We start from the raw sequence: 22,578 nt of genomic DNA, 5'->3' as shown, positions 1-22,578 counted from the left end.
GTGGTGCTACGCCGTGGACGAGATCGCCGCGTGCCGGCGTCGCTGCGTCAACGCCCCCCGCCGCGGCGGAACCAGCCGCGCTTGGGCGGGGCGGGTGCGGGCGGGGGGCCGTAGGGCGGGGCCGGCGGCGGAGGCGGGGGAGCGGGGTGCGGATGCTGTGCGGGGCCGGCGAACGGGGGCAGTTGCCTGAACTGTTCGTCCAGTGTGACCGTCGGAGCGATGCGGTGCAGCGCGGCCCGCACCAGCGTGAGCGGATGGTCGGGGAATTGGGCGTCCCACTGCTCGTCGTCGCCCACGTGGTACGGCAGCCCGCCGAACTGTTCGCCGGTGGAGTACGGGTGGGGCCGGAAGTAGGCTTCGAGTCCCACCTGGTTCATCACCATGGCCTCACGCACACCGGTCACTCCGCGCTCGGCGGCCTGCACGTTCAGGACCAGACTGCAGGTGGCCTTGGGCACGGTCCACGAGCCGAGGAACCCCTGGCCGTGCTGGGCGTCGGGCAGCCGCCGCTTGATCAGCTGACGGACCGCCGGGACGCCGTGCACCGTGCCGGGCGCCGCCTCGATGAGCCCGCCCCCGCGCCCTCCCACGCCCGCCGCGAGCGCGGTGCGCAGGCGCTCGAACTCGTGCAGCGGGGCGGGCAGATCGGGGACGAGGGGGATGAAATGCACCGCCAGCACGAGTCCCGTCGCATCCGTCCACACGCCCGGCTCGCGTGCGGTGAAGCCGGTCAGATCGAGGCCGGTGATCGCAGTCATGGAGATCATCATGCCGGGCGGGCGCGCTCCGCCGCCGACCGGGTGCTTCAGTCGCCGTCCTCCTCGCCGAAGGCCTCGAAGCGCGCGAACTCGACCGGGTCGTCGTCCTGGTCCAGGACGCAGAGTCCGGCCGTGCTCAGCCGGCCGCGCTGCCAGGCCAGCAGCGTGTCGATCAGCCCCTGCTCCAGGGGCGGGCCCTGGTTCGCGTGCCGGGGCCAGAACACGAGCGGCCAGTCGTCGGGCCGGTCGCCCTCGGTGAGCCAGCCCAGGTAGTCACCGTCGATGGAGTCGGCGAAGGGCAGGAAACCGCCGGGCGCCGGGAAGGTGGCGAGCGGGTACCACTGCGGATGGCCGGACTTCAGTGACTCGTAGGCGTCGAGCGTCTCGTCCACGAAGGCGGTCAGGCGCGGGGCTGTCGTGCGCAGCGGCTCGGGGAAACGCAGCCAGCCGCTCCAGCAGCCGCTGCCGTACGTCTCCGTCAGCCGTACGTACTCGGCGGGCAGCGCGGTGCCGAGCTGCTCGAACAGCCACTCCCAGGTGCCGTCGCCGAGGCGCGGACGGGCCGGCGGCGTGGTGAGCAGGCGCAGCGCCTCCAGTCCCGTGCCGGTCTCCAGGGCGACCCGGCGCTCCGCCTCCGTCAGCCGGGGCGGGACGGGCGCGGGCGCAGTCCACGGCTCGGCGGTGTCCAGGAAGGCGGTGCGCGCGAGGGTACCGGGCAGCGGGCCCATCAACGGGCCGGGCGGGGAGGGGAGTTCCCAGGCATCGCGCACGGTGTGGCGGAGATAGCCGGTGAGCGTGAGGTCGTACCGGTGCCAGGGGAGCAGCCCGCTGCCGGGCACGGCACCTTGGTGGGTGACGACCACCGTCCACTCGTCGGGGTCGTCGGACGTCGAGGTGTCCCAGAACAGCACGTCACCGTCCCGGCTGTGGCCCCAGGCCAGCAGTCCGCCCGGCTCGGGGTGCAGCAGCGGCCGTTCGTCCTCGGGCAGGTGTCGCGCCTTGATGCGGGCCGTCCGGTGGGTGTCCCGCAGCCACTGGCCGTAGTCGAACCGGCCTGCTCGCACGCACGGCACATGGATCCAGAGGAACTCCCCGAAGTCCACGGGCCCGTACCGGTCGGCCAGCCGCTTGTAGTCGGCCGGCAGCCGCGTCCCGAGCCATTGCTTCACGGCCGGCCAGTCCACGGCGACGGGGGAGGGCGGGCGTTGGGCGTGCGGCTCGGCGAACTCGGCTGGGTCCACGGTCATGTGCTTCCTCTCGGTGATCATCGGATGAGCGGGATTCTGTCATCGGACGTCACGACCGCCGGCCCCTCTCCGCCTTCCCGGGACACTCCTCCCCGCGCCACCCGGGCCCCTTCCGCGTACGGCGCAGGGTACGGTCGGCCCCATGGCTGAACCCCGGCTGACCACCTCCTCGTACCTCGTGCTCGGCATCATCGACAAGCTCGGCGAGGCGAGCGCGTACGACGTGAAGGTGGAGGCCGGCCGCACCGTCGCCCCCTTCTGGTCGGTGCCGCACGCGCAGGTGTACGCACAGTGCGACCGGCTGCTCGCGGGCGGACTGCTGGCCCAGGTGCGGCAGGAGAGCGGGCGCAACCGCCGTGTGCTGGAGCTGACCGACCGGGGGCGGCGAGCCCTTCGGCAGTGGCTCGCCGACCCCGACTTCGTCCCCGTCGAGGCCCGCGAGCGCGGGATTCTGAAGCTGTGGTTCGGCGCCCGTCCGGAACTGCTCGCCCCCGTCCAGCTCGCCGAACACGAACGCACCTTGGCCGAGTACGAGGAACTGGCGGGCAGCGTCGGTGAGTTGCTGACCCCCGGTCAGCGGGAGGCGCTGGAGTTCGGCATCCGCTACGAGCGGATGATGACCGACTTCTGGGACTGGGTCCGGCACCGGGACGAGCGCGCCCAGGACCGCTGACCTCGTACGGCCGCTGATCTCTCCCGCGACCGTTGACCTCTGCGACGAGCCGCTCTACCGTCGGTGACCTTCAATAGTCCAGAAAAGACTATGGCGGGTCGGGCCGGGGCCGCCTGAGAGCAGGGAGTGGCCGTGCGCCCTTGGACGAGCAGCACCTGGCGCCGGGTCGCCGCGGTGACCGTGACCGCCGTGTGCGTCGGATACGCGCCCATCGCGATGAGCGAGCTGTGGCCGTACGCCCGCCCCGGCGCCCCCGCGTTCGGGGAGTCGCTCCTTGCGCACGCGGTCTCGCCCCGCTACGTCGCCGACGCCCTCGCGACGCGCGTCGCCCCGTACCGGCACAGCCTGATCCCGATGATCGTGCACTCCGTCCTGGGCGGACTGCTCATGCTGCTCGGCCCCGCCCAGCTGCTGACGGCCACGCGCCGGCGCGCACGTCCGCACCGCGCGCTGGGGGTCCTGTTCGCGGTCACCGTCTACGCCTCGATGGCCGGCGCCGGCCTCTATCTCGTCCGTACCGCGCCCCGGGACGCCTTCAGCGGCGCGGCCTTCTGGATCGTCCTCGCCACCATCCTCGTCGGCACGGTCCTGAGCGTCACCTTCGGCATCCTCGCGGCCGTCGGCGGCTTCCCCGATCTGCACCAGCGCTGGATGCTCCTGTGCTACGGCTTCCTGCTCACCGCGCCCCTGCTGCGCCTGGAGTGGGGCGCCCTTCCGGCGCTGCTGCCCGGGCTGCCGATGACGGAGATCAACCGAGTGGCCATCATGCATCTCGGCTCCCTCGTCGTGTTCGGCGCACTGCTCGCCTCGCGGGCCCGGGACCGCAGGGACACCGTCGAAGGACTCGGCCGGTCCTGGGCGCCGCTGCCCGTGACCGCCGTCGCGCACCTCGCCGGGGCCGCCGCTCTCGGCTGGATCGTGCAGGCCCTCTCCGCCTACGGCGCGGGCGGGCGCCGACTGCTGGCCGGATACCTGGTGCCGTACGCCCTGGCGTACGCGGTGATGGCCCTCGGCGCCCGGCGAGCCGCCCGCGAGGACCGGCCCTGGGCCCGCGAGGAGTGGCGGATCCAGCTCACCGGCCTGTGCCTGGCGCCCGTGGTCTCGGCCGGGGCGGTCGCGGTCTTCCGGCACACGCTGGGCCTCGACAGGCTCACCGCCCTGACGGCGGGCGTCGCCATCGGCTGCGGGCTCACGGCCTTCGGCGCCACCCAGGTGGTGAGCCTGCGCCTGATGTACGCCCGTGAAGTCCGCCGACGCTCCGCGTCCGCCCCGCTGCCCGCCGCGCGCCCGACGACTCCGGTGGCCTAGCGGGTACGCCGACTCCCGCCCCCGGTCCGCCCGTTCGACCCCTCGGAAACGGAACCCCCATGGCAGAGTCCACCGACCCGCCCCGCACCGTCGTGCCGGACGCCCCGCCCGCACCGGGGAGGCCGCTGTCGGCCGGTGTCGCCCTCCTGGCCACCTCGGTCGCGGTGATCAACCTTCTCGTCGGCGGCACGCTCACGGCCGTCGCCCTGAGCGGGCACGTCCTCGGCGCCTGGCCCTCGCCGGACCCGCTCAGCCCCGGTCTGATCGGCGCCGGCATGCTGGGCACCGCCCCGGCCCTGTTCGCCCTCGCGGGCGCCCGTACCTGGGAGCAGGCCCGCACCCTCGTCCTTCCGCTCGCCGTGGTCCTGGCCGGTCTGTTCGCCGTCAGCGTGCTCCACGCCGGCCGGCTCTACATCGCCCGCGGCGGCCCGATCGTCTCCGTCCTGTTCAGCCTGGGCTGGCTGTTCGTGCTCGGGCTGCTGTGCGTGGGAGTGGTCGTCTGCCTCGCCGTACAGCTCCTGCGCCGCCCCGGACCGGCCCTGCCGCGCACCGCCCCGCTGCCCGGCTGGTCGAAGCCGCCCCTCGCCGTGCTCGGCTCGTCCTGGCTGGGCATCGGCACCGGACTGCTGCTCCGGCCCGGCTTCTGGGCGGACTTCGTGCCCTGGCACACCAACCGGATGGACGCCCAGGCCCTCGGCGTCTGGGCCCTCGCCCTCGGGACGGGCGTGCTGGGCTCCCTCGCCGAGGACGACCTGGAGCGCACTCGGCCCGCCCTGCTGTCCCTGCCCGGCACGGCCCTCGCCATGACGGCCGTCCTGGCCGCGCGCGCCCCGCACGTCGACTGGGCCTCGGGGCCCGGGCTCAGCCTGGTCGCCATGGTGGCCGGGCTGTTGCTCGCGGGGGCGAGCGGCCGTCTCCTGCTCAGGTCGGGTGCCGCCGCCGGTGAGGCGGTGCGCGGCGCCGGTTAGGCGCGGCGCTTCCTCGTACGACGCTGGCGCCGGCGGCGGCAAATGCGGCGTGCGAGCCTGCACCGTGGGCGGCCTCAACCGAGGCTCGGCGCCGTCCAGTCGGCGTGGCGCAGGATGGCCCGTACCGTCGCCCGGGACGGGGCGAGGCGCAGCGCCGTGTTGCGCAGGGCGACCGCCACCGGATGGGACAGCTGCTGGCCCATCCGGCCGGCCTGCCGGGCCGCGCGGGCGACGGACTGGGCGCGCGGACGGCGCTCGGCGTCGTACCGGGCCAGCGCCGCGCTGACCGACGGTGCCTCGGCGAGCGCCGCGGCGAGCGTGGCCGCGTCCTCCAGGGCCTGGCAGGCGCCCTGGCCGAGATGCGGCGTCATGGCGTGCGCCGCGTCACCGAGGAACGCGATCCGGCCGGAGACGAAGGACGGCAGGGGCGTCACAAGCTCGTGGATGTCGTGGTGCAGAACGGCCTCGGGCGCGGTCGCCTCCAGCAGCGCGGGGATCGGATCGTGCCAGGCGCCGAACCGGCGGCGCAGTACGCCGAGGGGATCGGCATGACGTACACCGGGCGGCGAGTTGAGCACCGCGTGCCACTCGGCGCGCCCGTCGGCGAAGGCGATGTGGCCGAACTCGGCCCCCGGCCCCCAGGTCAGCTCGAAGTCGCTGCTCAACCCCACCGGACGCCCGGTGATGGCACGCAGGACCGTCGATCCGCTGTAGACCGGGCCGGGATGGCCGGGGAACGCCTGGCCGCGCAGTCGGCTGCCCACGCCGTCGGCCGCGACGACCAGGTCCACCGCCAGGACCTCCTCGCCGACCGGGACCGCGATCCGGTCGGGCGCCGAGTCGTCCACCGACGCCACGCGGACACCCACGCGCAGGCACTTCGGCGGCAGCGCCGCGCGCAGCACCTGGTGCAGCGCGGCCCGCGGGATCCCGACGATCGGTGTGCCGAGCTCGCGGGCGAGCGCGGCCCCGTCCATCCGCGCCAGCCTGCCGCCCGCGGGAGTGCGCGTACCGCCGTTGTACTGCGGCCGGGCCGCCGCCCGCACGGCCGCGCCGACGCCGAGCGCGTCCAGCGCGCGCAGCCCGTTGGCGTGCAGCGAGATGCCCGCGCCCGCGTCAGCCGGTGCGGCGGCGCGTTCGAGGACCGTCACCTCCCAGCCGATCCGGCGCAGCCCGAGTGCGGTGGCCAGCCCTCCGATACCGCCCCCGACCACGACCGCCGTACCACCCATGCCAGTCCCCTCCACCGTGCACGTTCTTCCGCCGGGTGCTTCTACAGATGTAGAAGCACACTACCCGGGCTCTCTACAGGTGTAGAAGAAGGGGGTGTAGAAAGAGGGGGTGCCCACCGATCGACGTACTCTCCTCGCCGACGCGGCCATCGGCGTGCTCGCCGACACGGGGATGCGGGGACTGACGCACCGGGCCGTGGACCGCGCGGCGGACCTCCCGTCCGGAACCACCTCCGCCTACTACCGCACCCGGCAGGCGTTGCTCACCGCGCTGGTCCGGCGTCTGGTGGCACTCGACCAGGCGGAGCTGCAGGAGATCGGGGGCATGACACCCGCCCTGCGGGACGCCGGGGAGGTGACGGCCGGCCTCGTGGCCTTCACCCGGCGGCGGCTCGCGGAGCCCGGACGGAGGCGCTCCCTGGCGCGCTACGCCTGCGCCATCGAGAGTGTGCGCCACCCCGAACTGCGCGAGATTCTGGTGCCCCGCGAGAACCTGGCCCGACAGGCCGTCCAGGACTTCCTGGCCGCTCAAGGCGTCGAGGACGCCGAGGAGCGTACGGTCACGCTGCTGACCTGCGTGGACGGACTGGTCTTCGACCGGCTGGTGAACGGGGGAAGCGTGTCCGAGCGGGAGATCCACAGCCTCGTGACCGCTGCCCTGCGCTGAGCCGTACGACGACGACGGCGGCGCCGCCTCCCTGGGACGGGGAGACGGCGCCGCGCTTCTTCACGCGTCCGGGGACGTCAGACCAGCCACCCGATGAAGTGGATGATCCCGGCGAGGACGTCGGTGAGAACGTTCATGATCGTGTTGCTCCTTGCGGTGTCGCTCTGAGTGGGACCTGTGCGTCAACCACGGTCTGCAGCCCGTCGCTTGCACACCGAAAGTATCGTCCCGGCTCCCGCGTCCCACCGGTCTCGCGAGCGACGATCACCTGTTCCAGGGAACAAGTGATCCCGTGTTCGGATCGATTTGAAGCCATGCCAACTTCGGTGAAATGTGCGGGAGTTGACTAAGATGGGGCCGCTCGCAGCGCGCGCAGCACCGACCACACCACCGAGATGAACGGGACGGCCACCACCGCGCCGATCACCCCGGCCACGATGCTCCCCGCGATGACGGACACGGCGACGACCAGCGGATGCAGCCGGACCGCCCAGCTCATCACCAATGGGTGCAGCACATGCCCCTCGAGCTGGCCGATGACCACGATGAGTACCAGCACGGCGGCGGCCGTGAGCGGGCCGCGCCCGGCCAGGGCGACCACCGTGGCCACTCCGAGCGCGACGGGCGAGCCCACCAGGGGAATGAACGCGGCGAAGAACTCCAGCAGTGTCAGGGGCAGTGCGAGCGGCACCCGCAGTACGAACAGGGCGATGCCGACGAGGACGGCGTTGGCCGCGGCCACGATGATGATGCCGCGCGTGTACCCGGCGAACGTGCGCCAGGCCGCCCGCCCCGCACGGTCCCACCGCGCACGGGCTCCGCTCGGCAGCAACTGGTCGCGCGCCCAGCTCCACATGCGCTCGCCGGAGTGGATGAAGAAGACGGAGGCGAAGAACGCGAGCGCGCCGCCCGTGATCAGCTCGACGACCCGGCCGAGGCCCGAGACGGCGCTGCTGAGCAGACTGGCCTGGTGCCCGGCGATGTAGTCCGTCACCTGGCGCTGCAGATCGGAGAGCTTTCCCGGGCTGAGCCGGAGCGGCGGCCTCTGCAGCCACACCTCGATCCGGTGAATGCCGCCGCGGAACTCGCCCGCCAGCTTGTCCGACTCGTTCGCCACCGCGTTGCCCACGAGCGCGAACAAGGTCAGCACGAGCAGCAGACTGCCGACGAGGGCCACGGCGACGCTCAGCGGCCGGGCGAGGACGCGGTTCAGGAGATCGGCGAGGGGACGCAGCACCGAGGTGACGACGAGGGCGAGGAACAGGGCGACGGCGATGAGCTGGAACCGGCCCAGGACGCTGAAGACGCCGTAGACGACGATGCCGACGAGGATGAGCCGCCAGGCGTAGGCGGCGGCGACCCGCAGCCACGGCACCGTGTGCTCGGCCACCGGGCCGCCCGGCCCGCGGCGGGCGGCCGCCGGGAGCCACACGGAGTACGACGGCCTGCTGCCCAGCACCGCCCCACCCGCCCCACGCCCCCGGCCAGACCGTCCGCCCGCATCACCCACCAGGCCTCCCGCCTCCTTTTCGCCGCAGCTCCTGACTGTCCGTCACGTCTAGAGAACGGTAAGGGCAAGCCGCGGGCGGGACCGTACAACGCGCCCGAGCCGCACTCGGGGCGCGTGGCGCACGCCTCCTCGCCGACGCGGAGTCCCGCCCGCTCACGGACGCACCTGCGGCCCTGGGCCGCCCACGAACGTGACGGTCTGCGCGAGCGGCGCCCGGTCGATAGGGCAGCAGACAGGGGGGCGCCGAAGCGTCGGGCGGCGGCCGCGGAACGCCGTTCGTGGTAGGGAGACTTCAGGTCCGCGGACACATCCGGTACTCCCGTTCGTCCCCGGGGCCCCGGACGCGGCGCGCCCGGCCGCACGTTTCCCAAGGGGGCGCCGGTCACGACACAGGTCCGCCATGGCTGGAGATTGCCGCCCGAAGGGCTCCGGGCCGAGGTGGCCGGGACGCATTCCCGTGTCACCCGAGGGACCGGCTCGTCCGTGAACGCGCGGATCGCCCGCCGGGCCATGCCGGCGGTCCGCGGCCTGGGCAGGACCGAGGACCGGCGGGTCACCAGGCGCCATGCGGGGCGTGTGTCCGCTGCCTCAGCCGGTCTCCCTTTCGAGTGCGCGCTCCACGGGCAGCAGTTCCCGGATGTCCGCGGGCAGCGCCCCGGCCATCCGCTCGGTCAGCTCGGGCGCTAGAGCGGCGTCGAGCACCTCCAGCACGGCGGCGGCATCGCGCAGGGCCGTGTCCTCGTCCGATCCGGCCCGGTCGGCGATCCGTCCGGCGAAGACCGTCAGCCCGAACCGCTCACCCGAGGTACCCGCGTCAGGGGTCGTCGACGCGTCCACCGCCTGCCGCACGGCCGCCGCCAGATCCGGCGGCAGCTGGGCGGCCACATGGCGGGCGAGCCCGGACGGCAGCCGCTCGGACAGGGTGCTCAGCACGGCGTGCGTCGCGCGCTCGGCCGATCCCCGGTCGGGCAGCTGGGCGAGCGCCTGCACCTTTCCGATCATCTCGTCGTGCTTCATGAACCGGCCTCCTTCCCCACGGGGGCAACGGCCGAGTACCCGTATTCGCCGACCTCTGCGACCGGTGTGCCGCCCTCGGCGGGTGCCCCTGCCGGAAGGGTACGAGGACCAGCGGAGCCAGGCGCTCCGGAGGCTGCGGAACGCGATCCGGATGGCGGAAGAGACCTCACCGAGGTAGGCGAAACGCCGCCGGGGTTCTTTCCGGCACCCCGGGAACTGACGAACATGCCATGTCATGGACATTCTGCTCGTCGCCAGCGCGTTCAACAGCCTCACCCAGCGGATCTACGCCGAACTGTCCGACCAGGGACACCAGGTGGACGTCGTGCTCGCCACCCACGGCGCCGACCCCGTCCGCGCCGCCGTCCGCGAACTGCGCCCGGACCTGGTCGTCGCCCCGATGCTGAGGACGGCCCTGCCCGAGGACGTCTGGCGGGAGCACACCTGCCTGATCGTGCATCCGGGACCGCCCGGCGACCGCGGCCCCTCCTCGCTGGACTGGGCGATCGCCGAGCGGGCGCCCCGCTGGGGCGTGACCGTCCTGCAGGCCGAGGCGGCCATGGACGCCGGGGACATCTGGGCGGCCGAGTCCTTCCCCGTGCCGCCCGTCGGCAAGAGCGACCTGTACCGCAACGAGGCCTCCGACGCCGCGGCCGCCGCCGTCCTGCTGGCGGTGCGCCGGTACGCCGACGCCTCGTACAAACCCCGACCCCAGACCGACGACTCCGACGACTCCGTCCGGATCGTATGGCGCGACTTCTACCGGCAGGAGCGGCGCCGGATCGACTGGGAGAAGGACAGCACGGAGCGTGTGCTGCGCATGCTGCGCGGTGCCGACTCGCAGCCGGGCGTCCTCGACGAACTCCTCGGCCGGGAGGTGTTCCTGCACGGCGGCCACCCCGAGGACCTGCTGCGCGGCCGCCCCGGCGAGCTGCTGGCGACCCGGGCGGGCGCGGTCTGCCGGGCCACCCGCGACGGCGCCGTGTGGATCCCGGAACTGCGCCCGCGCAAGAACTCCGGCGACCGGGCACCCTTCAAGCGCCCCGCGGCCTCCGTACTCGCCGCCTTCTCCGGCCGGGACACCCCGCCGCTCGCGGAGGACACCGTCCCGCTCGAACTGCCCCCGCGCCGGCGCACCTGGAGCGACATCCGCTACCGGCAGCGCGGCGACGCCGGCTTTCTGACCTTCTCCTTCCCCGGCGGGGCGATGAGCACCGACCAGTGCCGCAGGCTGCTCGCCGCCTACCGGTACGCGCTCGCCCGCCCCACCTCGGTCCTGGTGCTCGGCTCCGACCGCGACTTCTTCTCCAACGGCATCCACCTGAACGTCATCGAGGCGGCCGCCGACCCGGCCCAGGAGTCCTGGACCAACCTCAACGCCATGGACGACCTCGTCGAGGCGGTACTGCGCACCACCGACCGGCTGGTGGTGGCCGCACTCCCCGGCAACGCGGCCGCCGGCGGTGCCATGCTCGCCCTTGCCGCCGACCAGGTGTGGTGCCGCACGGGAACCGTCCTCAACCCGCACTACCGGCGGATGGGCCTGTACGGATCCGAGTACTGGACGTACACGCTCCCGCGCCGCACCGGCGCCGAAACCGCCCACCGGCTGACGCGGGACGCCTTGCCGATCAGCGCCGCGACGGCCGAGCGGATCGGGCTGGTGGACCGCCTCGTGCCCACCGGGGCGGCCGCGTTCGCCGCCGAGGTCGAGCGGCTGGCCGCCGCCCTCGCCGCCGCCCCCGACCTGCGACGACGCATCGCCGCCAAGGCCGCGGCACGCCACTCGGACGAGGAGGTACGACCGCTCGCGCACCACCGGCGTGACGAACTCGCCCGGATGCACGCCGTCTTCTTCGACCCCCAGGCCCCCTACCACGCGCTGAGGTCGGCCTTCGTCCGCAAGAAGCCGGCCGGCTCCGCCCGTCCCCTGGCACCGGTCACCGGAACCGCCCGGTGAGCCCCGTACCCGGCCGGCTGCTCGTCGCGGGCGTCGGCAACATCTTCCTCGGCGACGACGCGTTCGGCCCCGAGGTGATCCGCGCCCTCGACCGGCGTCCGCTGCCGCCCGAGGTACGCGTGCGGGACTTCGGCATCCGCGGACTGGACCTCGCCTACACCCTGCTCGACGGCTGTGCCACCGCCGTCCTCGTCGACGCCGCCCCCCGCGGACACCGCCCCGGCACCCTCACCCTGATCGAGGCGGAACCGCCCGACGGCACGGTCGTACCCGAGGCCCACGGCATGGACCCGGAGAAGGTGCTGGCCCTGGCCGCACACCTGGGGGACGAGCCGCTGCCCCGGGTCCTCGTCCTGGCCTGCGAACCCGGCGTCCTGCCGCGTGGCGACGAGGACATCCTGCCGGGCCTGGGCGCACCGGTGCGAGCGGCCGTCGACCGGGCCGTGGAGGCGCTGCACACCCTGATCCCCGTCCTGCTGGCGGATCCGGCCGCCCCCGCACCGCCGTTGGGCCGCCCGATGGAATCCGGGCCCCCGCACGCGGCTGCGCTGCCCGGTCTCGTGGCCGACCGAGCCGAAGATCGGTGAGACCCCGGGCCGCACGGGACGCGGCCGGGGCTCCGCTTCACGACCGCGAGGAGCTGCGCCCATGTGCCGGTCCGACGTCAAGCAGGCCGTCCTGGCGAAGAACGACGACCTGGCCGCGAGCCTGCGCGAGGACCTGACACGGCAGGGCGTCACGGTGGTCAACCTGCTGTCCAGCCCCGGCAGCGGCAAGACGGAACTGCTCGGCCGGGTCCTGGCCCAAGCCGTGGACCGGAGCGTTCCGGTCGCCGCGCTCACCGCCGACCTCGCGACCGAGAACGACGCCGTCCGGCTGGCGCGCTCGGGCGCGCCGGTCCGGCAACTGCTCACCGACGGACTGTGCCACCTGGAGGCCCGGCAGGTGGCCGAGCATCTGACGGGCTGGCTGCCGGCGGACACCGCCCTGCTCTTCGTGGAGAACGTCGGCAATCTCGTCTGCCCGGCGTCGTACGACCTCGGCGAGAGCCTGCGCATCGTGCTGATGGCGGTGACCGAGGGCGAGGACAAGCCGCTGAAGTACCCCACCGCGTTCGGTTCGGCCCATCTGGTCGTCATCACCAAGACCGACCTGGCCGAGGCGGCCGGCTTCGACGAGACCGCGTTCAGGGCGAACGTCCAGCGGGTCAACCCGGGCGTGGAGATCGTACGGTCCTGCGCCCGCACCGGCGACGGAGTCGACACCTTCCTCGCCCACGCGCTCGCCGCCCGGCGCGGAGCCCCGCCGCACCGGCCTCCGCTAGCCCCGCACCCCCACGGCCACCACCACCCCGCGTCCGCCACCGTCTCGTGACCGCGCCCGTCATCGGCCCGGTACGCCGGCGGCTCACCGTGCGCGGCACGGTCCAGGGCGTCGGCTTCCGGCCGTATGTGCACCGCCTGGCCGCCGACCTCGCGCTGGCCGGCTTCGTGAGCAACACCGCGAGCGGCGTGCTCATCGAGGTCGAGGGCCCGGCGGAGGGCGTCGCCCGCTTCTGCGACCTGCTGGCCGAGCGGCCGCCGCCGCTCGCCGCCGTCACCGGCGTCGGCTGCGAGAACCTCCCGGCCACCGGCGCGACCGACCCCTTCGCCATCCGTCCCACCGAGCGGTCAGCGGGCCGTACCCAGCTTCCGCCCGACACCGCGACCTGCGCCGACTGCCTGCGCGAGCTGGCCGATCCGGCCGACCGCCGCCACCGCCACCCGTTCATCACCTGCACCCACTGCGGCCCCCGCTTCACCATCGCGACGGGGATGCCGTACGACCGCGCGGCCACGACCATGGCGGACTTCCCGATGTGCCCCGTCTGCGCCCGCGAGTACGGAGCCCCGGCCGACCGGCGCTTCCACGCGCAGCCCGTCGCCTGCCCGGACTGCGGCCCGCGGCTGAGTCTGGTCCCGGCCGACGGCGGCGGCGCCCGCCCGGCCCGGGACGCCGACGCCCTGGCCACGGCACGGGCCCTGCTGGCCGCGGGGCGGATCGTCGCCGTGAAGGGCGTCGGCGGCTACCACCTGGCCTGCGACGCCACCGACCCACGGGCCGTCGCCACCCTGCGCACCCGCAAGGAACGCGGTGGCAAGGCCTTCGCCGTGATGTGCGCAGACCTCGACACGGCCGAGCGCCTCGCGCTCCTGTCCGACGCCGAACGGACCGCGCTCACCAGCGCCCGGCGCCCCATCGTCCTGCTGCGCAGACGCGCACGGGCGGACGGCCTCCGCCTCGCCGACGAGGTCTGCCCGGGCAGCCCGCACGTGGGCGTGATGCTGCCCTACACCCCCGTCCACACCCTGCTGTTCGGGCTGCCGGGCGATCCGCCCGGCCCTCGCGTCCTGGTCATGACCAGCGGCAACCGCTCCGGCGAGCCCATCGTCACCGACGACGCCGACGCGCTGTCCCGGCTGGCCGGGCTGGCCGACGCCTGGCTCGCCCACGACCGGCCCATCGCCTCCCCGTGCGACGACTCCCTGCTGCGGGTACGCCCCGACGGCACCGCACAGGTGCTCCGCCGCTCCCGCGGATACGTCCCCCGCCCCCTGAGGCTCCCGCTCCCGGTCCGGCCCGCGCTCGCGGTCGGCGGTGACCTGAAGAACGCCCCCTGCCTGGGCGAGGGCGAGTACGCCTGGTTCGGACCGCACATCGGGGACATGGGTGACCTCGCCACCCTCGAAGCCGCCGGGCGGGCCGAACGGCACCTCACCCGCCTCACCGGAGTCGTCCCTCGACTGCTGGCCGCCGACCTGCACCCCGGCTACCACTCGACGGCCTGGGCACGCCGACGCTCCTCCCGACTCGCCCTGGAACCACCGAAGCCGGTCCAGCACCATCACGCACACATCGCCTCGGCCATGGCCGAGCACGGTCTCGACGGCACCGCACCCGTGATCGGCGTCGCCTTCGACGGCACCGGCTACGGCGACGACGGCACCGTGTGGGGCGGCGAGGTACTGCTCGCCGACTACTCCGGCTACCGGCGCTTCGCCCACCTGACCCCCGCCCCGCTGCCCGGCGGCGACGCGGGCGTGGCCAACCCCTGCCGGACGGCGCTGGCCCGGCTGTGGGCGGCGGGGCTGGCGTGGGAGCGGGATCTGCCGAGCGTCGTCGCGTGCACCGAGCCCGAACTGGCCACGCTGCGACAGCAGTTGCACCGGCAGGTGGCCTGTGTGCCCACGTCCAGCATGGGCCGTCTCTTCGACGCCGTGTCGTCGCTGGCCGGCGTGTGCCATCGCGCGGGATACGAGGCACAGGCCGCGCTGGAACTGGAGGCGGCGGCGACGCGGGCGTGGGATGCGGACGCCGGGGCGTACCGCTTCGGATTCCGGACCCTCCCACCACCCCGCGGGGTCCGGGGCGCAGTGCCCCCGCGCCAGAGCCCCGACCGGCTGAGCCGGGCGGGCCGGTGGGAGATCGCACCCCCCTTGCGGGCCCTCCTCGCCGACCGGCGCCGCGGCACCCCCGCCCCGGTGCTCGCGGCCCGCTTCCACCGCGGTGTGGCGCGAGCCGTCACGGAGATCTGCCGACGGGCCCGCGGAACGACCGGCCTGACCACGGTCGCCCTCACCGGAGGCGTCTTCGCCAACTGCCTGCTGGAGGAGGAGTGCGCCGCCCTGCTCACCGCGGACGGCTTCACGGTCCTCAGGCACGGCGAAGTCCCGCCGAACGACGGCGGGTTGGCGCTCGGCCAGCTCATGGTCGCGGCAACGGCAACCAACCACGAGACGGAGTGACCCATGTGTTTGGCAGTGCCCGGCAAGGTCGTGGCCATTTTCGACGGCGCCGACCCGCTCACCGGGCTGATCGACTTCGGCGGAGTGCGCAAACAGGCGTGTCTGGAGTACCTGCCCGACGTACGGGTCGGGGAGTACGTCATCGTCCACGTCGGCTTCGCCCTGCAGCGCCTGGACGAGGAGTCGGCCCGGGCGTCCCTGGAGCTGTTCGAGCAACTGGGGCTGCTGGAGGAGGAGTTCGGTGACGCCTGGAAGCAGGCGGCCCGGCAGGAGACCGGAAGCGAGGTCCTGTGAAGTACATCGACGAGTTCAACGACCCGGATCTGGCACGCCGGTTGCTGGACGAGATCCACGCCGCGGCCACCCGGCCGTGGGCGCTGATGGAGGTCTGCGGCGGCCAGACCCACTCCATCATCCGCCACGGCATCGACCAACTCCTGCCGGAGAACGTGGAGCTGATCCACGGCCCCGGATGCCCGGTGTGCGTCACACCGCTCGACGTCATCGACCAGGCGCTGGAGATCGCCGCCCGCCCCGACGTGATCTTCTGCTCCTTCGGCGACATGCTGCGCGTGCCCGGCACCGACCGGGACCTGTTCCGGGTCAAGGGCGAGGGCGGTGACGTACGAGTGGTGTACTCGCCGCTCGACGCCCTCGACCTCGCCCGCAAGAACCCCGACCGGCAGGTCGTCTTCTTCGCGATCGGCTTCGAGACGACCGCCCCCGCCAACGCCATGGCCGTGCACCAGGCCCGCCGCCTCGGCCTGGACAACTTCAGCCTGCTCGTGTCCCACGTCCGGGTCCCCCCGGCGATCGATGCCATCATGACGGCCCCCGAGTGCCGGGTGCAGGGCTTCCTCGCCGCCGGGCACGTGTGCAGCGTGATGGGCACCGCCGAGTACCCGGACCTGGCCGACAAGCACCGGGTGCCGATCGTGGTCACCGGCTTCGAACCGCTCGACATCCTCGAAGGCATCCGCCGCGCCGTCCACCAGCTGGAGCGCGGGGAGCACCGGGTGGAGAACGCCTACGCGCGGGCCGTGCGCGAGCAGGGCAACCCGGCGGCTCTGCGCATGATCGAGGAGGTGTTCGAGATCACCGACCGCAACTGGCGCGGCATCGGCCGCATCCCGGCCAGCGGCTGGCGTCTGACGGACGCCTACCGTGCCCACGACGCCGAGCTCCGCTTCGACGTCGCCGGCATCCGCACCGAGGAGCCCGCCGAGTGCCGCGCCGGCGAGGTCCTGCAGGGCCTGATCAAACCGACCGAGTGCGAGGCGTTCGGCACCACCTGCACCCCGCGCACCCCGCTCGGCGCCACCATGGTCTCCAACGAGGGCGCCTGTGCGGCCTACTACCTGTACCGCCGGATGACCGGCCCCGCGCCCCAGGGATCCCGTATCCCGCGGGAGGAGATGAACCCCGTTGGCTGACCTCGCAACCGTCGCGGCCGAAGCGACGGCGACGGCCGTAGACCCCGCGAACTGGACCTGCCCCGCCCCCCTGCGCGACCAGCCGGTCGTCGTGATGGGCCACGGCGGGGGCGGCGCCCTGTCCGCCGAGCTGATCGATCAGGTCTTCGCCCCCGCCTACGGCAACCCCACCCTGGCCGCCCTCACCGACTCGGCCGTCCTCGACCTGGGCGGCGCGCGAGTGGCGTTCTCCACCGACTCCTACGTCGTACGGCCACTGTTCTTCCCCGGCGGCAGCCTGGGCGACCTCGCGGTCAACGGCACCGTCAACGACCTCGCCATGAGCGGCGCCCGGCCCGCCTACCTCTCCGCGGCGTTCGTCCTGGAGGAAGGCGTGGAACTCGCCGTCGTCGAGCGGATCGCCCACGCCGTCGGGGCGGCCGCCCGCGCGGCGGACGTCATCATCGCCACGGGCGACACCAAGGTCGTCGAGTCCGGACACGGCGACGGCGTCTACGTCACCACCGCCGGCGTCGGCCTCGTCCCCGACGGGGTCGACATCCGCCCGCAGCGCGCCCGGCCGGGCGACGCCGTCATCGTCAGCGGCCCGATCGGCCTGCACGGCGTGGCGATCATGAGCGTGCGCGAGGGGCTGGAGTTCGGCATCGAGATCGCCTCCGACACCGCGCCGCTGGCCGGCCTGGTGGCGGACATGCTGGCGGTCACCCGGGACATCCACGTCCTGCGCGACCCCACCCGGGGCGGTCTCGGCACCTCCCTGAACGAGATCGCCCGCGCCTCCGGGACCGGCGTACGGCTGCGCGAGCGGGCCATCCCCGTCCCGGACGAGGTCGTGAACGCCTGCGGCTTCCTCGGCCTGGACCCGCTGTACGTCGCCAACGAGGGCCGGCTCGTCGCCTTCGTGCCCCCGCAGGAGGCCGAGGCGGTGCTCGCGGCGATGCGCGCCCACCCGCAGGGCGGCGGCGCTGTCCTCGTCGGGGAGTGCGTCGAGGACCATCCCGGCATGGTCGTCGTCGCCACCGCCCTGGGCGGCACCCGGGTGGTGGACCTGCCGCTGGGGGAGCAGCTGCCGCGCATCTGCTGAGGGGGTGCGGACAGCGTGCGGCCCCGCCGGAGCCCGAGGCACCGGCGGGGCCGCTGCACCCGGTCAGGGCACCGCTTCGACGCCCGTGATCTCCAGTTCCCGTCCGCTGCGCAGGTCCTGCGAGGGCCGGTCGCAGCGCGGGCACCAGAAGAACGGCGGCATGCCGACCGCGAACTCCTCGGCGCACTCACCGCACCAGGCCCGCGCGGTCACCTGCTCGACGACGAGCCGGGCCGAGGCGAGGGCCGTGCCGTCCCGGGCCACCTCGAAGGCGAAGCGCAGCGCGTCGGGCACCACCCCCGCCAGCTCCCCGACCCGGACGGTCACCGACGAGACACCGTCGGAGCCGTCCTCGCGGGCGATCTCCTCGGCCTGCTCCACGATCGCGGTCGCGATCGACAGCTCGTGCACGGCCGGCTCAGGGGTAGCGGCGGTTCGCGCGGACACCACCGGTCATCCGGTAGATGCGCAACTCCCGTACCACACCAGGCAGTTCCCTCATGAACAGGGCCAGTGCCAGACCGCTCACCAGCAGGGCCTGCGCGATCAGCACCTGGCGACCGGACACCACCGATCTGGCTGACCTCGCTGACCCCGCCCTTTCGCAGCGCTTCATCACGCTCACTCCCTGCTCTCTCATCCCGGCGAGATGTTCGGCATTTCCTCGATCAGCGCGTCATGCCGCTTCGAGTCGATCCCCGTGGAGCGGCGCGCGTCGGACGTACCGTCCGCGTGGTGTCCGCTCTGATGCTCGTACGGGCCCTGGTTGCCCTGGTGCAGGCCGCGCACATGGCTGGGCGTGTCGGGCTTCGCCTGGCGGCGGCCCACTCTGATGCTGCCCATGGTCGTCTCCTTTCTGGGCTTCACGGCCGCTCGGTGAGCTCCGCGAAGAACCGCTCGACGGCCGGCCAGACCCGGCCGCCACCGGACAGACCCCGCCACTCGCGGCGGACGAGGGCGACCATCCGGAAACAGTCGTCGATGGGCACGATCCAGTGTGCGCGCGGGCCCCGGGCGGTGTTCACCAGCAGCGCCTCCACCTCGGGTGCCATGGATGCGAGCTGCGGAAACGTAGCGGTCAGCCGCTGCCAGGCGGACGCGTCCACCTCCCAGCGCATGGCTCCCGCCGGGCTCGGGCCCTGGGCGGTGACCGTGCCGTCGGAGCGCGGCACGAAGAACACCAGGCCCACCGGTACACCCAGCACCGCCGTGTCGACCGGCGGCAGCCGGAGCCGGCGCCGGGGCACCAGCAGGTGACGTCCCTCGCCCGCCCCGTCCTCGGCGAACAGCACCGAGCACGGGCGGCACACGCACCGCACCTCCGCCGCCCCGGTGTCGTACAGGTGCGGGTGCTCCTCGGCCACCGGGGCGGCGCACAGGTCGCACACCTCGGGCTCCGCGGCAGCCGCCCGGTCGGCGGCCGAGCGGATGATCCGGGCGAGCGCTCCGTCCATGGTCACCGTGCCGCCTGTGGCTGGGGCGTGGTCCGGCGCGTCAGCGTGGTCAGGGGGACGAAGGCGGGGGCCGCCCGCCGTTCGGCGGCGACCTGCTCCACGGCCTCGAGCTCCGGGGCCGCGGCCAGCACCGCCGCGCGGACGGCCTCCGTGATGTCGGCCGACCCGCCGCCGCACCCGGAACCGCACCCGCCGCCGGTGCTCACCCGCACCCGGGCCACCTGCCCTTCGACACCGGCCCACTCCAGGTCACCGCCGCGTTCGCGCACCGCGGGCCTGAGCTTCTCGACCGCGCGGGCGGCCCGGCGTTCGGCGGGCTCGGGATGCAGGGCGTGCAGCACCAGCAGATGCCCCAGCAGCTCGTCGCCGGCCAGGCGATCGCGCAGCGCGTCGTCCGCGTGGTCCAGGACCCGGGCGAGCGCCTCACCGTAGACCTCGGTCAGCAGACTCACCGCCTCCAGCGCCTCGCGGGCGGCCGGGCCGGGCGCGGACTCCAGCCGCGCCAGCACCTCGTCGAGCCGGGCGAGCCGCGCCTCCACCGCCGGATCGGGGAGCCGTACGGACGGGTCAGCCATGCGAGGCTCCGTACGTGGGCGAGTGCACGGTCGACAGCGTCTTCCCCTTGCCCATGTACATGTGCACCCCGCACGGCAGACACGGGTCGAAGCTGCGCACGGTGCGCATGATGTCGACGCCCTTGAAGTCGTCCGGCCCGTTCTCCTCGAAGATCGGCTGGCCCTTGACGGCGTCCTCGTACGGCCCGGGCGTGCCGTAGATGTCGCGCGGGCTGGCGTTCCACGGGGTCGGCGGGTACGGGTGGTAGTTGGCGATCTTCTTGTCCCTGATCACCAGGTGGTGGGAGAGGACACCGCGCACCGCCTCGTGGAAGCCGCAGCCGATCGCCTCGTCCGGTACCTCGAAGTTCTCGTACACCTTGGTGTCGCCGCTGCGGAGCATGCCCATCGCCTCCTCCAGGAACTGCAGGGCCATGGCGGCGGCGTAGGCGACGAAGTACGGCCGGGCCCGGTCCCTTTCGATGGTGTTGCTCCACTTCGGGATCCGCCACTCCAGCGTGGTCTCCGGCAGCGACTCGCCCTTGGGCAGCGAGATGCGCACACTGCTGCCGGTGGCCTTGACGTACGGCGTGTCCACGATGCCGCTCAGCGCGGTCGTCCACAGCCGGGCCAGGGGCCCGCCGCCGGTGTCCAGGGCGAGGTGCTCGCCGGTCTGCGGATGGTGCCAGCGCGGGCTCATCACCCAGCTGTACTTGCCGTCGAAGTCGCGCTTCTGCGGCACCGGGACGGTGGTCTGGTTCCACGGGTGGCGCATGTCGACGGGGTTGCCCAGCGGGTCGTGGGTGACGAAGGGCCGCTCGTTGACCCAGTCCTCGTAGTAGGAACTGCCGAGCATGATCCTGAGGCCGAGGTTGATGTCGACCAGGTTGTTGGTGACCAGCTCGCCGTCGACGACGATGCCGGGGGTGACGTACATCGCCTTGCCCCACTGGTTCATCGTCGCGTAGCGGTAGTCGACGACGTCCGGGTTCTGCCAGGCGCCCCAGCAGCCCAGCATGATGCGGCGCTTGCCGACCTCCTCGTAGCCGGGCAGCGCCTCGTAGAAGAAGTCGAAGACGTCGTCGTTCATCGCCACCGCCTTCTTCACGAAGTCGATGACGTGCATGAGCCGGCTCAGGTAGTCGGTGAAGGTGTTCGGCTGCGGCATCGTGCCGACCCCGCCCGGGTACAGCGTCGACGGGTGGACGTGCCGCCCCTCCATCAGGCAGAACATCTCCCGGGTGACCCGGCTGACCTTGAGCGCCTCCTTGTAGACCTCGCCCTCGAAGGGGTTGAAGGCCTTCATGATGTCGGCGATGGTCTTGAAGCCGTGGACGGCCCCACGGGGCGCGCTGGTGCGCTCGGCACGGGTCAGGAGACCGGGGTTGGTGGCCTTGACCATCGCCTCGCAGAAGTCCACGAAGACCAGGTTGTCCTGGAAGATGGTGTGGTCGAACATGTACTCGGCTGCTTCGCCGAGGTTGGTGATGTGCTCGGCCAGCTTCGGCGGCTTGACGCCGTAGGCCATCTGCTGGGCGTAGTTGGAGCACGTGGTGTGGTTGTCGCCGCAGATGCCGCAGATGCGCGAGGTGATGAACCCGGCGTCGCGCGGGTCTTTGCCCTTCATGAACACCGAGTAGCCGCGGAACAGCGACGAGGTGCTGTGGCACTCCACGACCTCACGGTTCGCGAAGTCGATCTTCGTGTAGATGCCCAGGTTGCCGATGATCCGGGTGATCGGGTCCCAGGACATGTCCACGATCTGTTCGGGCTTGCGTTTGGTGGAGGTGGTCATCTGCGGTACTGCCCCTCGCTGTTCGGGTGCTGCGGGTCGGTGGCGGGATGCGGGCCGGACGGGGTCATGGCCGGTAGTGCGGGTTGTAACCGCTGGTCAGCTTCTGCTTGTTGTGGCGCCACTTGGGCTCGTGGTTCACCATGTCGTTGGTCAGGCCGCGCAGCCGGCGGATGACCGCCCCGTACGGCTTGACGGCGAGGGTGGACAGCGTCGCCCCGGGGGGTTCGTCCATGAACGGCATGAACGCGTCGGGGAAGCCGGGCATCGTGCAGCCGATGCAGATGCCGCCCACGTTCGGACAGCCGCCGATACCGGCCATCCAGCCGCGCTTGGGCACGTTGCAGTTGACGACCGGGCCCCAACAGCCCGTCTTCACCAGGCACTTCGGCGAGTTGTAGTCCTTGCCGAAGTCGGCCTGCTCGTAGTACGCGGCCCGGTCGCAGCCCTCGTGGACGGTCTTCCCGAACAGCCACTGGGGCCGCAGCATGTGGTCCAGCGGCGGTGGGGGAGCGGTGCCGGCCGCGTGCTGGAGCACCCAGATCAGGGTCTCCATGAAGTTCTCCGGCTGGATGGGACAGCCGGGCACGTTGACCACCGGAAGACCGGCCTGCGATCTGAACTCCCAGCCCAGGTAGTCGGCGAGCCCCATACAGCCCGTGGGGTTGCCGGCCATGGCGTGGATGCCGCCGAAGGTGGCGCAGGTGCCGGCGGCCACCACCGCGAAGGCCTTGGGGGCGAGCTGGTCGATCCACCAGTTCAGGGGCTGCGGCTGACCGGTCTCGGGGTCGTTGCCGAAGGACGTCCAGTAGCCTTCGCCGTCGATGATCCTCTGGTTCGGGATCGACCCCTCGATGACGAGGATGAACGGCTTGAGGTCACCGCGTGCCGCCGCCCGGTACGGGGCGAGGAAGTCCTCGCCGCCCAGGCTCGGCGAGAGCACCTTGTTGACCAGGTTGACCTTGGGCAGGCCCGGGATGAGGCCGAGCACCACGTCCTCGATGGAGGGCTGGTCGGCGGCGGTCAGCGAGACGGTGTCGCCGTCGCAGCTCATCCCCTCGGAGATCCAGAGGATGTGGATCTCGTCGATCCCCGTGCGCTCCTCGGTGGTACTGCTCTGCGTGCTCATGTCGTAG

Annotated in this window: 24 protein-coding genes; 11 read left to right on the top strand and 13 right to left on the bottom strand. The window is 73.0% G+C overall.

All coding sequences use genetic code 11. The annotated features are described in order from the left end of the window. Positions 1–47 precede the first annotated feature (47 nt). Both AVL59_RS26555 and AVL59_RS26550 read right to left on the bottom strand, forming a co-directional pair. Positions 48–758 carry a hypothetical protein gene (locus AVL59_RS26555; RefSeq protein WP_079147450.1) on the bottom strand — a complete coding sequence of 237 codons (711 nt, stop codon included), beginning with the start codon at positions 756–758 and terminating at the stop codon, positions 48–50. Between the two features lie 47 nt (positions 759–805). Further along, positions 806–2,005 carry an SMI1/KNR4 family protein gene (locus tag AVL59_RS26550; protein WP_067317804.1) on the bottom strand — a complete coding sequence of 400 codons (1,200 nt, stop codon included), beginning with the start codon at positions 2,003–2,005 and terminating at the stop codon, positions 806–808. A gap of 142 nt (positions 2,006–2,147) precedes the next feature. On the opposite strand from AVL59_RS26550, the gene AVL59_RS26545 reads away from it, so the two are divergent. The 3 genes from AVL59_RS26545 (at position 2,148) to AVL59_RS26535 (ending at position 4,954) form a co-directional block, all read left to right on the top strand. Next, the gene (locus AVL59_RS26545) at positions 2,148–2,678 is read left to right on the top strand and encodes a PadR family transcriptional regulator (protein WP_067309026.1); all 531 of its coding nucleotides are present in this window, start codon (positions 2,148–2,150) and stop codon (positions 2,676–2,678) included. 132 nt (positions 2,679–2,810) lie between these two features. Further along, positions 2,811–3,986, top strand: coding sequence for a DUF2306 domain-containing protein (locus tag AVL59_RS26540; protein ID WP_067317803.1), 1,176 nt, complete (start codon positions 2,811–2,813; stop codon positions 3,984–3,986). Positions 3,987–4,045: 59 nt separating this feature from the next. After that, positions 4,046–4,954, top strand: coding sequence for a hypothetical protein (locus tag AVL59_RS26535; RefSeq protein WP_067309024.1), 909 nt, complete (start codon positions 4,046–4,048; stop codon positions 4,952–4,954). A 74-nt stretch (positions 4,955–5,028) separates the two neighbouring features. Here the strand turns inward: AVL59_RS26535 and AVL59_RS26530 are convergent, their stop codons facing one another. Next, positions 5,029–6,186, bottom strand: coding sequence for an FAD-dependent monooxygenase (locus AVL59_RS26530; protein WP_067309023.1), 1,158 nt, complete (start codon positions 6,184–6,186; stop codon positions 5,029–5,031). A gap of 109 nt (positions 6,187–6,295) precedes the next feature. On the opposite strand from AVL59_RS26530, the gene AVL59_RS26525 reads away from it, so the two are divergent. Next, positions 6,296–6,853 (top strand): TetR/AcrR family transcriptional regulator, encoded by a 558-nt coding sequence (locus tag AVL59_RS26525; RefSeq protein WP_067309021.1) that lies wholly within the window; start codon positions 6,296–6,298, stop codon positions 6,851–6,853. Between the two features lie 346 nt (positions 6,854–7,199). Here the strand turns inward: AVL59_RS26525 and AVL59_RS26520 are convergent, their stop codons facing one another. The 3 genes from AVL59_RS26520 to AVL59_RS26515 all read right to left on the bottom strand — a co-directional run bounded on the left by AVL59_RS26520 (position 7,200) and on the right by AVL59_RS26515 (position 9,380). Further along, positions 7,200–8,174: an AI-2E family transporter gene (locus AVL59_RS26520; protein WP_372450310.1), complete on the bottom strand. Its 975-nt coding sequence runs from the start codon at positions 8,172–8,174 to the stop codon at positions 7,200–7,202. Next, entirely contained in the window at positions 8,063–8,875 is an 813-nt protein-coding gene (locus AVL59_RS56650; RefSeq protein ID WP_079146997.1) for a nitroreductase family protein, read from the bottom strand. Before AVL59_RS56650 ends, AVL59_RS26520 begins: the two co-directional genes overlap by 112 nt. A gap of 76 nt (positions 8,876–8,951) precedes the next feature. Next, the gene (locus AVL59_RS26515; RefSeq protein WP_067309018.1) at positions 8,952–9,380 is read right to left on the bottom strand and encodes a DUF2267 domain-containing protein; all 429 of its coding nucleotides are present in this window, start codon (positions 9,378–9,380) and stop codon (positions 8,952–8,954) included. A gap of 235 nt (positions 9,381–9,615) precedes the next feature. Between AVL59_RS26515 and AVL59_RS26510 the strand changes: the two genes are divergently transcribed. The 7 genes from AVL59_RS26510 to hypE all read left to right on the top strand — a co-directional run bounded on the left by AVL59_RS26510 (position 9,616) and on the right by hypE (position 17,642). Further along, on the top strand, positions 9,616–11,340 hold the full coding sequence (locus AVL59_RS26510) for a hydrogenase maturation protein (protein ID WP_067309017.1): 1,725 nt from the start codon (positions 9,616–9,618) through the stop codon (positions 11,338–11,340). After that, positions 11,337–11,927 (top strand): hydrogenase maturation protease, encoded by a 591-nt coding sequence (locus tag AVL59_RS26505; protein ID WP_067309016.1) that lies wholly within the window; start codon positions 11,337–11,339, stop codon positions 11,925–11,927. The genes AVL59_RS26510 and AVL59_RS26505 overlap by 4 nt, the downstream gene beginning before the upstream one ends. Positions 11,928–11,988: 61 nt before the next feature. Continuing rightward, entirely contained in the window at positions 11,989–12,714 is a 726-nt protein-coding gene (hypB, locus tag AVL59_RS26500; RefSeq protein ID WP_067309015.1) for a hydrogenase nickel incorporation protein HypB, read from the top strand. Further along, positions 12,711–15,125, top strand: a complete 2,415-nt coding sequence (hypF, locus tag AVL59_RS26495) for a carbamoyltransferase HypF (protein ID WP_067309014.1) — start codon at positions 12,711–12,713, stop codon at positions 15,123–15,125. Before hypB ends, hypF begins: the two co-directional genes overlap by 4 nt. A gap of 3 nt (positions 15,126–15,128) precedes the next feature. Next, positions 15,129–15,419, top strand: coding sequence for a HypC/HybG/HupF family hydrogenase formation chaperone (locus tag AVL59_RS26490; protein WP_067309012.1), 291 nt, complete (start codon positions 15,129–15,131; stop codon positions 15,417–15,419). Then, complete coding sequence (gene hypD / locus AVL59_RS26485) at positions 15,416–16,558, top strand: hydrogenase formation protein HypD (RefSeq protein WP_067309009.1); 1,143 nt, start codon at positions 15,416–15,418, stop codon at positions 16,556–16,558. Before AVL59_RS26490 ends, hypD begins: the two co-directional genes overlap by 4 nt. Next, positions 16,551–17,642 (top strand): hydrogenase expression/formation protein HypE, encoded by a 1,092-nt coding sequence (gene hypE / locus AVL59_RS26480; RefSeq protein ID WP_067309006.1) that lies wholly within the window; start codon positions 16,551–16,553, stop codon positions 17,640–17,642. Before hypD ends, hypE begins: the two co-directional genes overlap by 8 nt. Before the next feature lie 63 nt (positions 17,643–17,705). Here the strand turns inward: hypE and hypA are convergent, their stop codons facing one another. The 7 genes from hypA to AVL59_RS26445 all read right to left on the bottom strand — a co-directional run bounded on the left by hypA (position 17,706) and on the right by AVL59_RS26445 (position 22,571). Next, a complete protein-coding gene (gene hypA / locus AVL59_RS26475; protein WP_067309004.1) occupies positions 17,706–18,053 on the bottom strand; it encodes a hydrogenase maturation nickel metallochaperone HypA in 348 nt (115 codons plus the stop codon). Positions 18,054–18,060: 7 nt separating this feature from the next. Next, entirely contained in the window at positions 18,061–18,195 is a 135-nt protein-coding gene (locus AVL59_RS55715; RefSeq protein ID WP_257785108.1) for a hypothetical protein, read from the bottom strand. Positions 18,196–18,278: 83 nt separating this feature from the next. Further along, entirely contained in the window at positions 18,279–18,485 is a 207-nt protein-coding gene (locus AVL59_RS26465) for a hypothetical protein (RefSeq protein WP_067309001.1), read from the bottom strand. Between the two features lie 20 nt (positions 18,486–18,505). Continuing rightward, positions 18,506–19,102, bottom strand: a complete 597-nt coding sequence (locus AVL59_RS26460) for a DUF5947 family protein (protein WP_099053133.1) — start codon at positions 19,100–19,102, stop codon at positions 18,506–18,508. Further along, on the bottom strand, positions 19,099–19,671 hold the full coding sequence (locus AVL59_RS26455; protein WP_067308996.1) for a NifU family protein: 573 nt from the start codon (positions 19,669–19,671) through the stop codon (positions 19,099–19,101). Before AVL59_RS26455 ends, AVL59_RS26460 begins: the two co-directional genes overlap by 4 nt. Beyond that, complete coding sequence (locus AVL59_RS26450; RefSeq protein WP_067308993.1) at positions 19,664–21,445, bottom strand: nickel-dependent hydrogenase large subunit; 1,782 nt, start codon at positions 21,443–21,445, stop codon at positions 19,664–19,666. Before AVL59_RS26450 ends, AVL59_RS26455 begins: the two co-directional genes overlap by 8 nt. A 64-nt stretch (positions 21,446–21,509) precedes the next feature. Continuing rightward, positions 21,510–22,571 carry an NADH-quinone oxidoreductase subunit B family protein gene (locus tag AVL59_RS26445; protein ID WP_067308991.1) on the bottom strand — a complete coding sequence of 354 codons (1,062 nt, stop codon included), beginning with the start codon at positions 22,569–22,571 and terminating at the stop codon, positions 21,510–21,512. Positions 22,572–22,578: the final 7 nt, after the last annotated feature.

The organism is Streptomyces griseochromogenes, from assembly GCF_001542625.1.
GTDB lineage: Bacteria > Actinomycetota > Actinomycetes > Streptomycetales > Streptomycetaceae > Streptomyces > Streptomyces griseochromogenes.
Note: the sequence above shows the minus strand (reverse complement) of the source record. Positions and strands in the feature narration are given on the sequence as shown.

Bases quoted from the DNA above. Each gene is read 5' to 3' on its own strand.
- AVL59_RS26515 (WP_067309018.1), bottom strand. From the start codon at position 9,380: ATGAAGCACGACGAGATGATCGGAAAGGTGCAGGCGCTCGCCCAGCTG.
- AVL59_RS26445 (WP_067308991.1), bottom strand. From the start codon at position 22,571: ATGAGCACGCAGAGCAGTACCACCGAGGAGCGCACGGGGATCGACGAG.
- AVL59_RS26535 (WP_067309024.1), top strand. From the start codon at position 4,046: ATGGCAGAGTCCACCGACCCGCCCCGCACCGTCGTGCCGGACGCCCCG.
- AVL59_RS26450 (WP_067308993.1), bottom strand. From the start codon at position 21,445: ATGACCACCTCCACCAAACGCAAGCCCGAACAGATCGTGGACATGTCC.
- AVL59_RS26545 (WP_067309026.1), top strand. From the start codon at position 2,148: ATGGCTGAACCCCGGCTGACCACCTCCTCGTACCTCGTGCTCGGCATC.
- AVL59_RS26550 (WP_067317804.1), bottom strand. From the start codon at position 2,005: ATGACCGTGGACCCAGCCGAGTTCGCCGAGCCGCACGCCCAACGCCCG.
- AVL59_RS26530 (WP_067309023.1), bottom strand. From the start codon at position 6,186: ATGGGTGGTACGGCGGTCGTGGTCGGGGGCGGTATCGGAGGGCTGGCC.
- AVL59_RS26555 (WP_079147450.1), bottom strand. From the start codon at position 758: ATGACTGCGATCACCGGCCTCGATCTGACCGGCTTCACCGCACGCGAG.
- hypB (WP_067309015.1), top strand. From the start codon at position 11,989: ATGTGCCGGTCCGACGTCAAGCAGGCCGTCCTGGCGAAGAACGACGAC.
- AVL59_RS26510 (WP_067309017.1), top strand. From the start codon at position 9,616: ATGGACATTCTGCTCGTCGCCAGCGCGTTCAACAGCCTCACCCAGCGG.
- AVL59_RS26465 (WP_067309001.1), bottom strand. From the start codon at position 18,485: ATGGGCAGCATCAGAGTGGGCCGCCGCCAGGCGAAGCCCGACACGCCC.
- AVL59_RS56650 (WP_079146997.1), bottom strand. From the start codon at position 8,875: ATGGCCCGGCGGGCGATCCGCGCGTTCACGGACGAGCCGGTCCCTCGG.
- AVL59_RS26455 (WP_067308996.1), bottom strand. From the start codon at position 19,671: ATGGCTGACCCGTCCGTACGGCTCCCCGATCCGGCGGTGGAGGCGCGG.
- AVL59_RS26490 (WP_067309012.1), top strand. From the start codon at position 15,129: ATGTGTTTGGCAGTGCCCGGCAAGGTCGTGGCCATTTTCGACGGCGCC.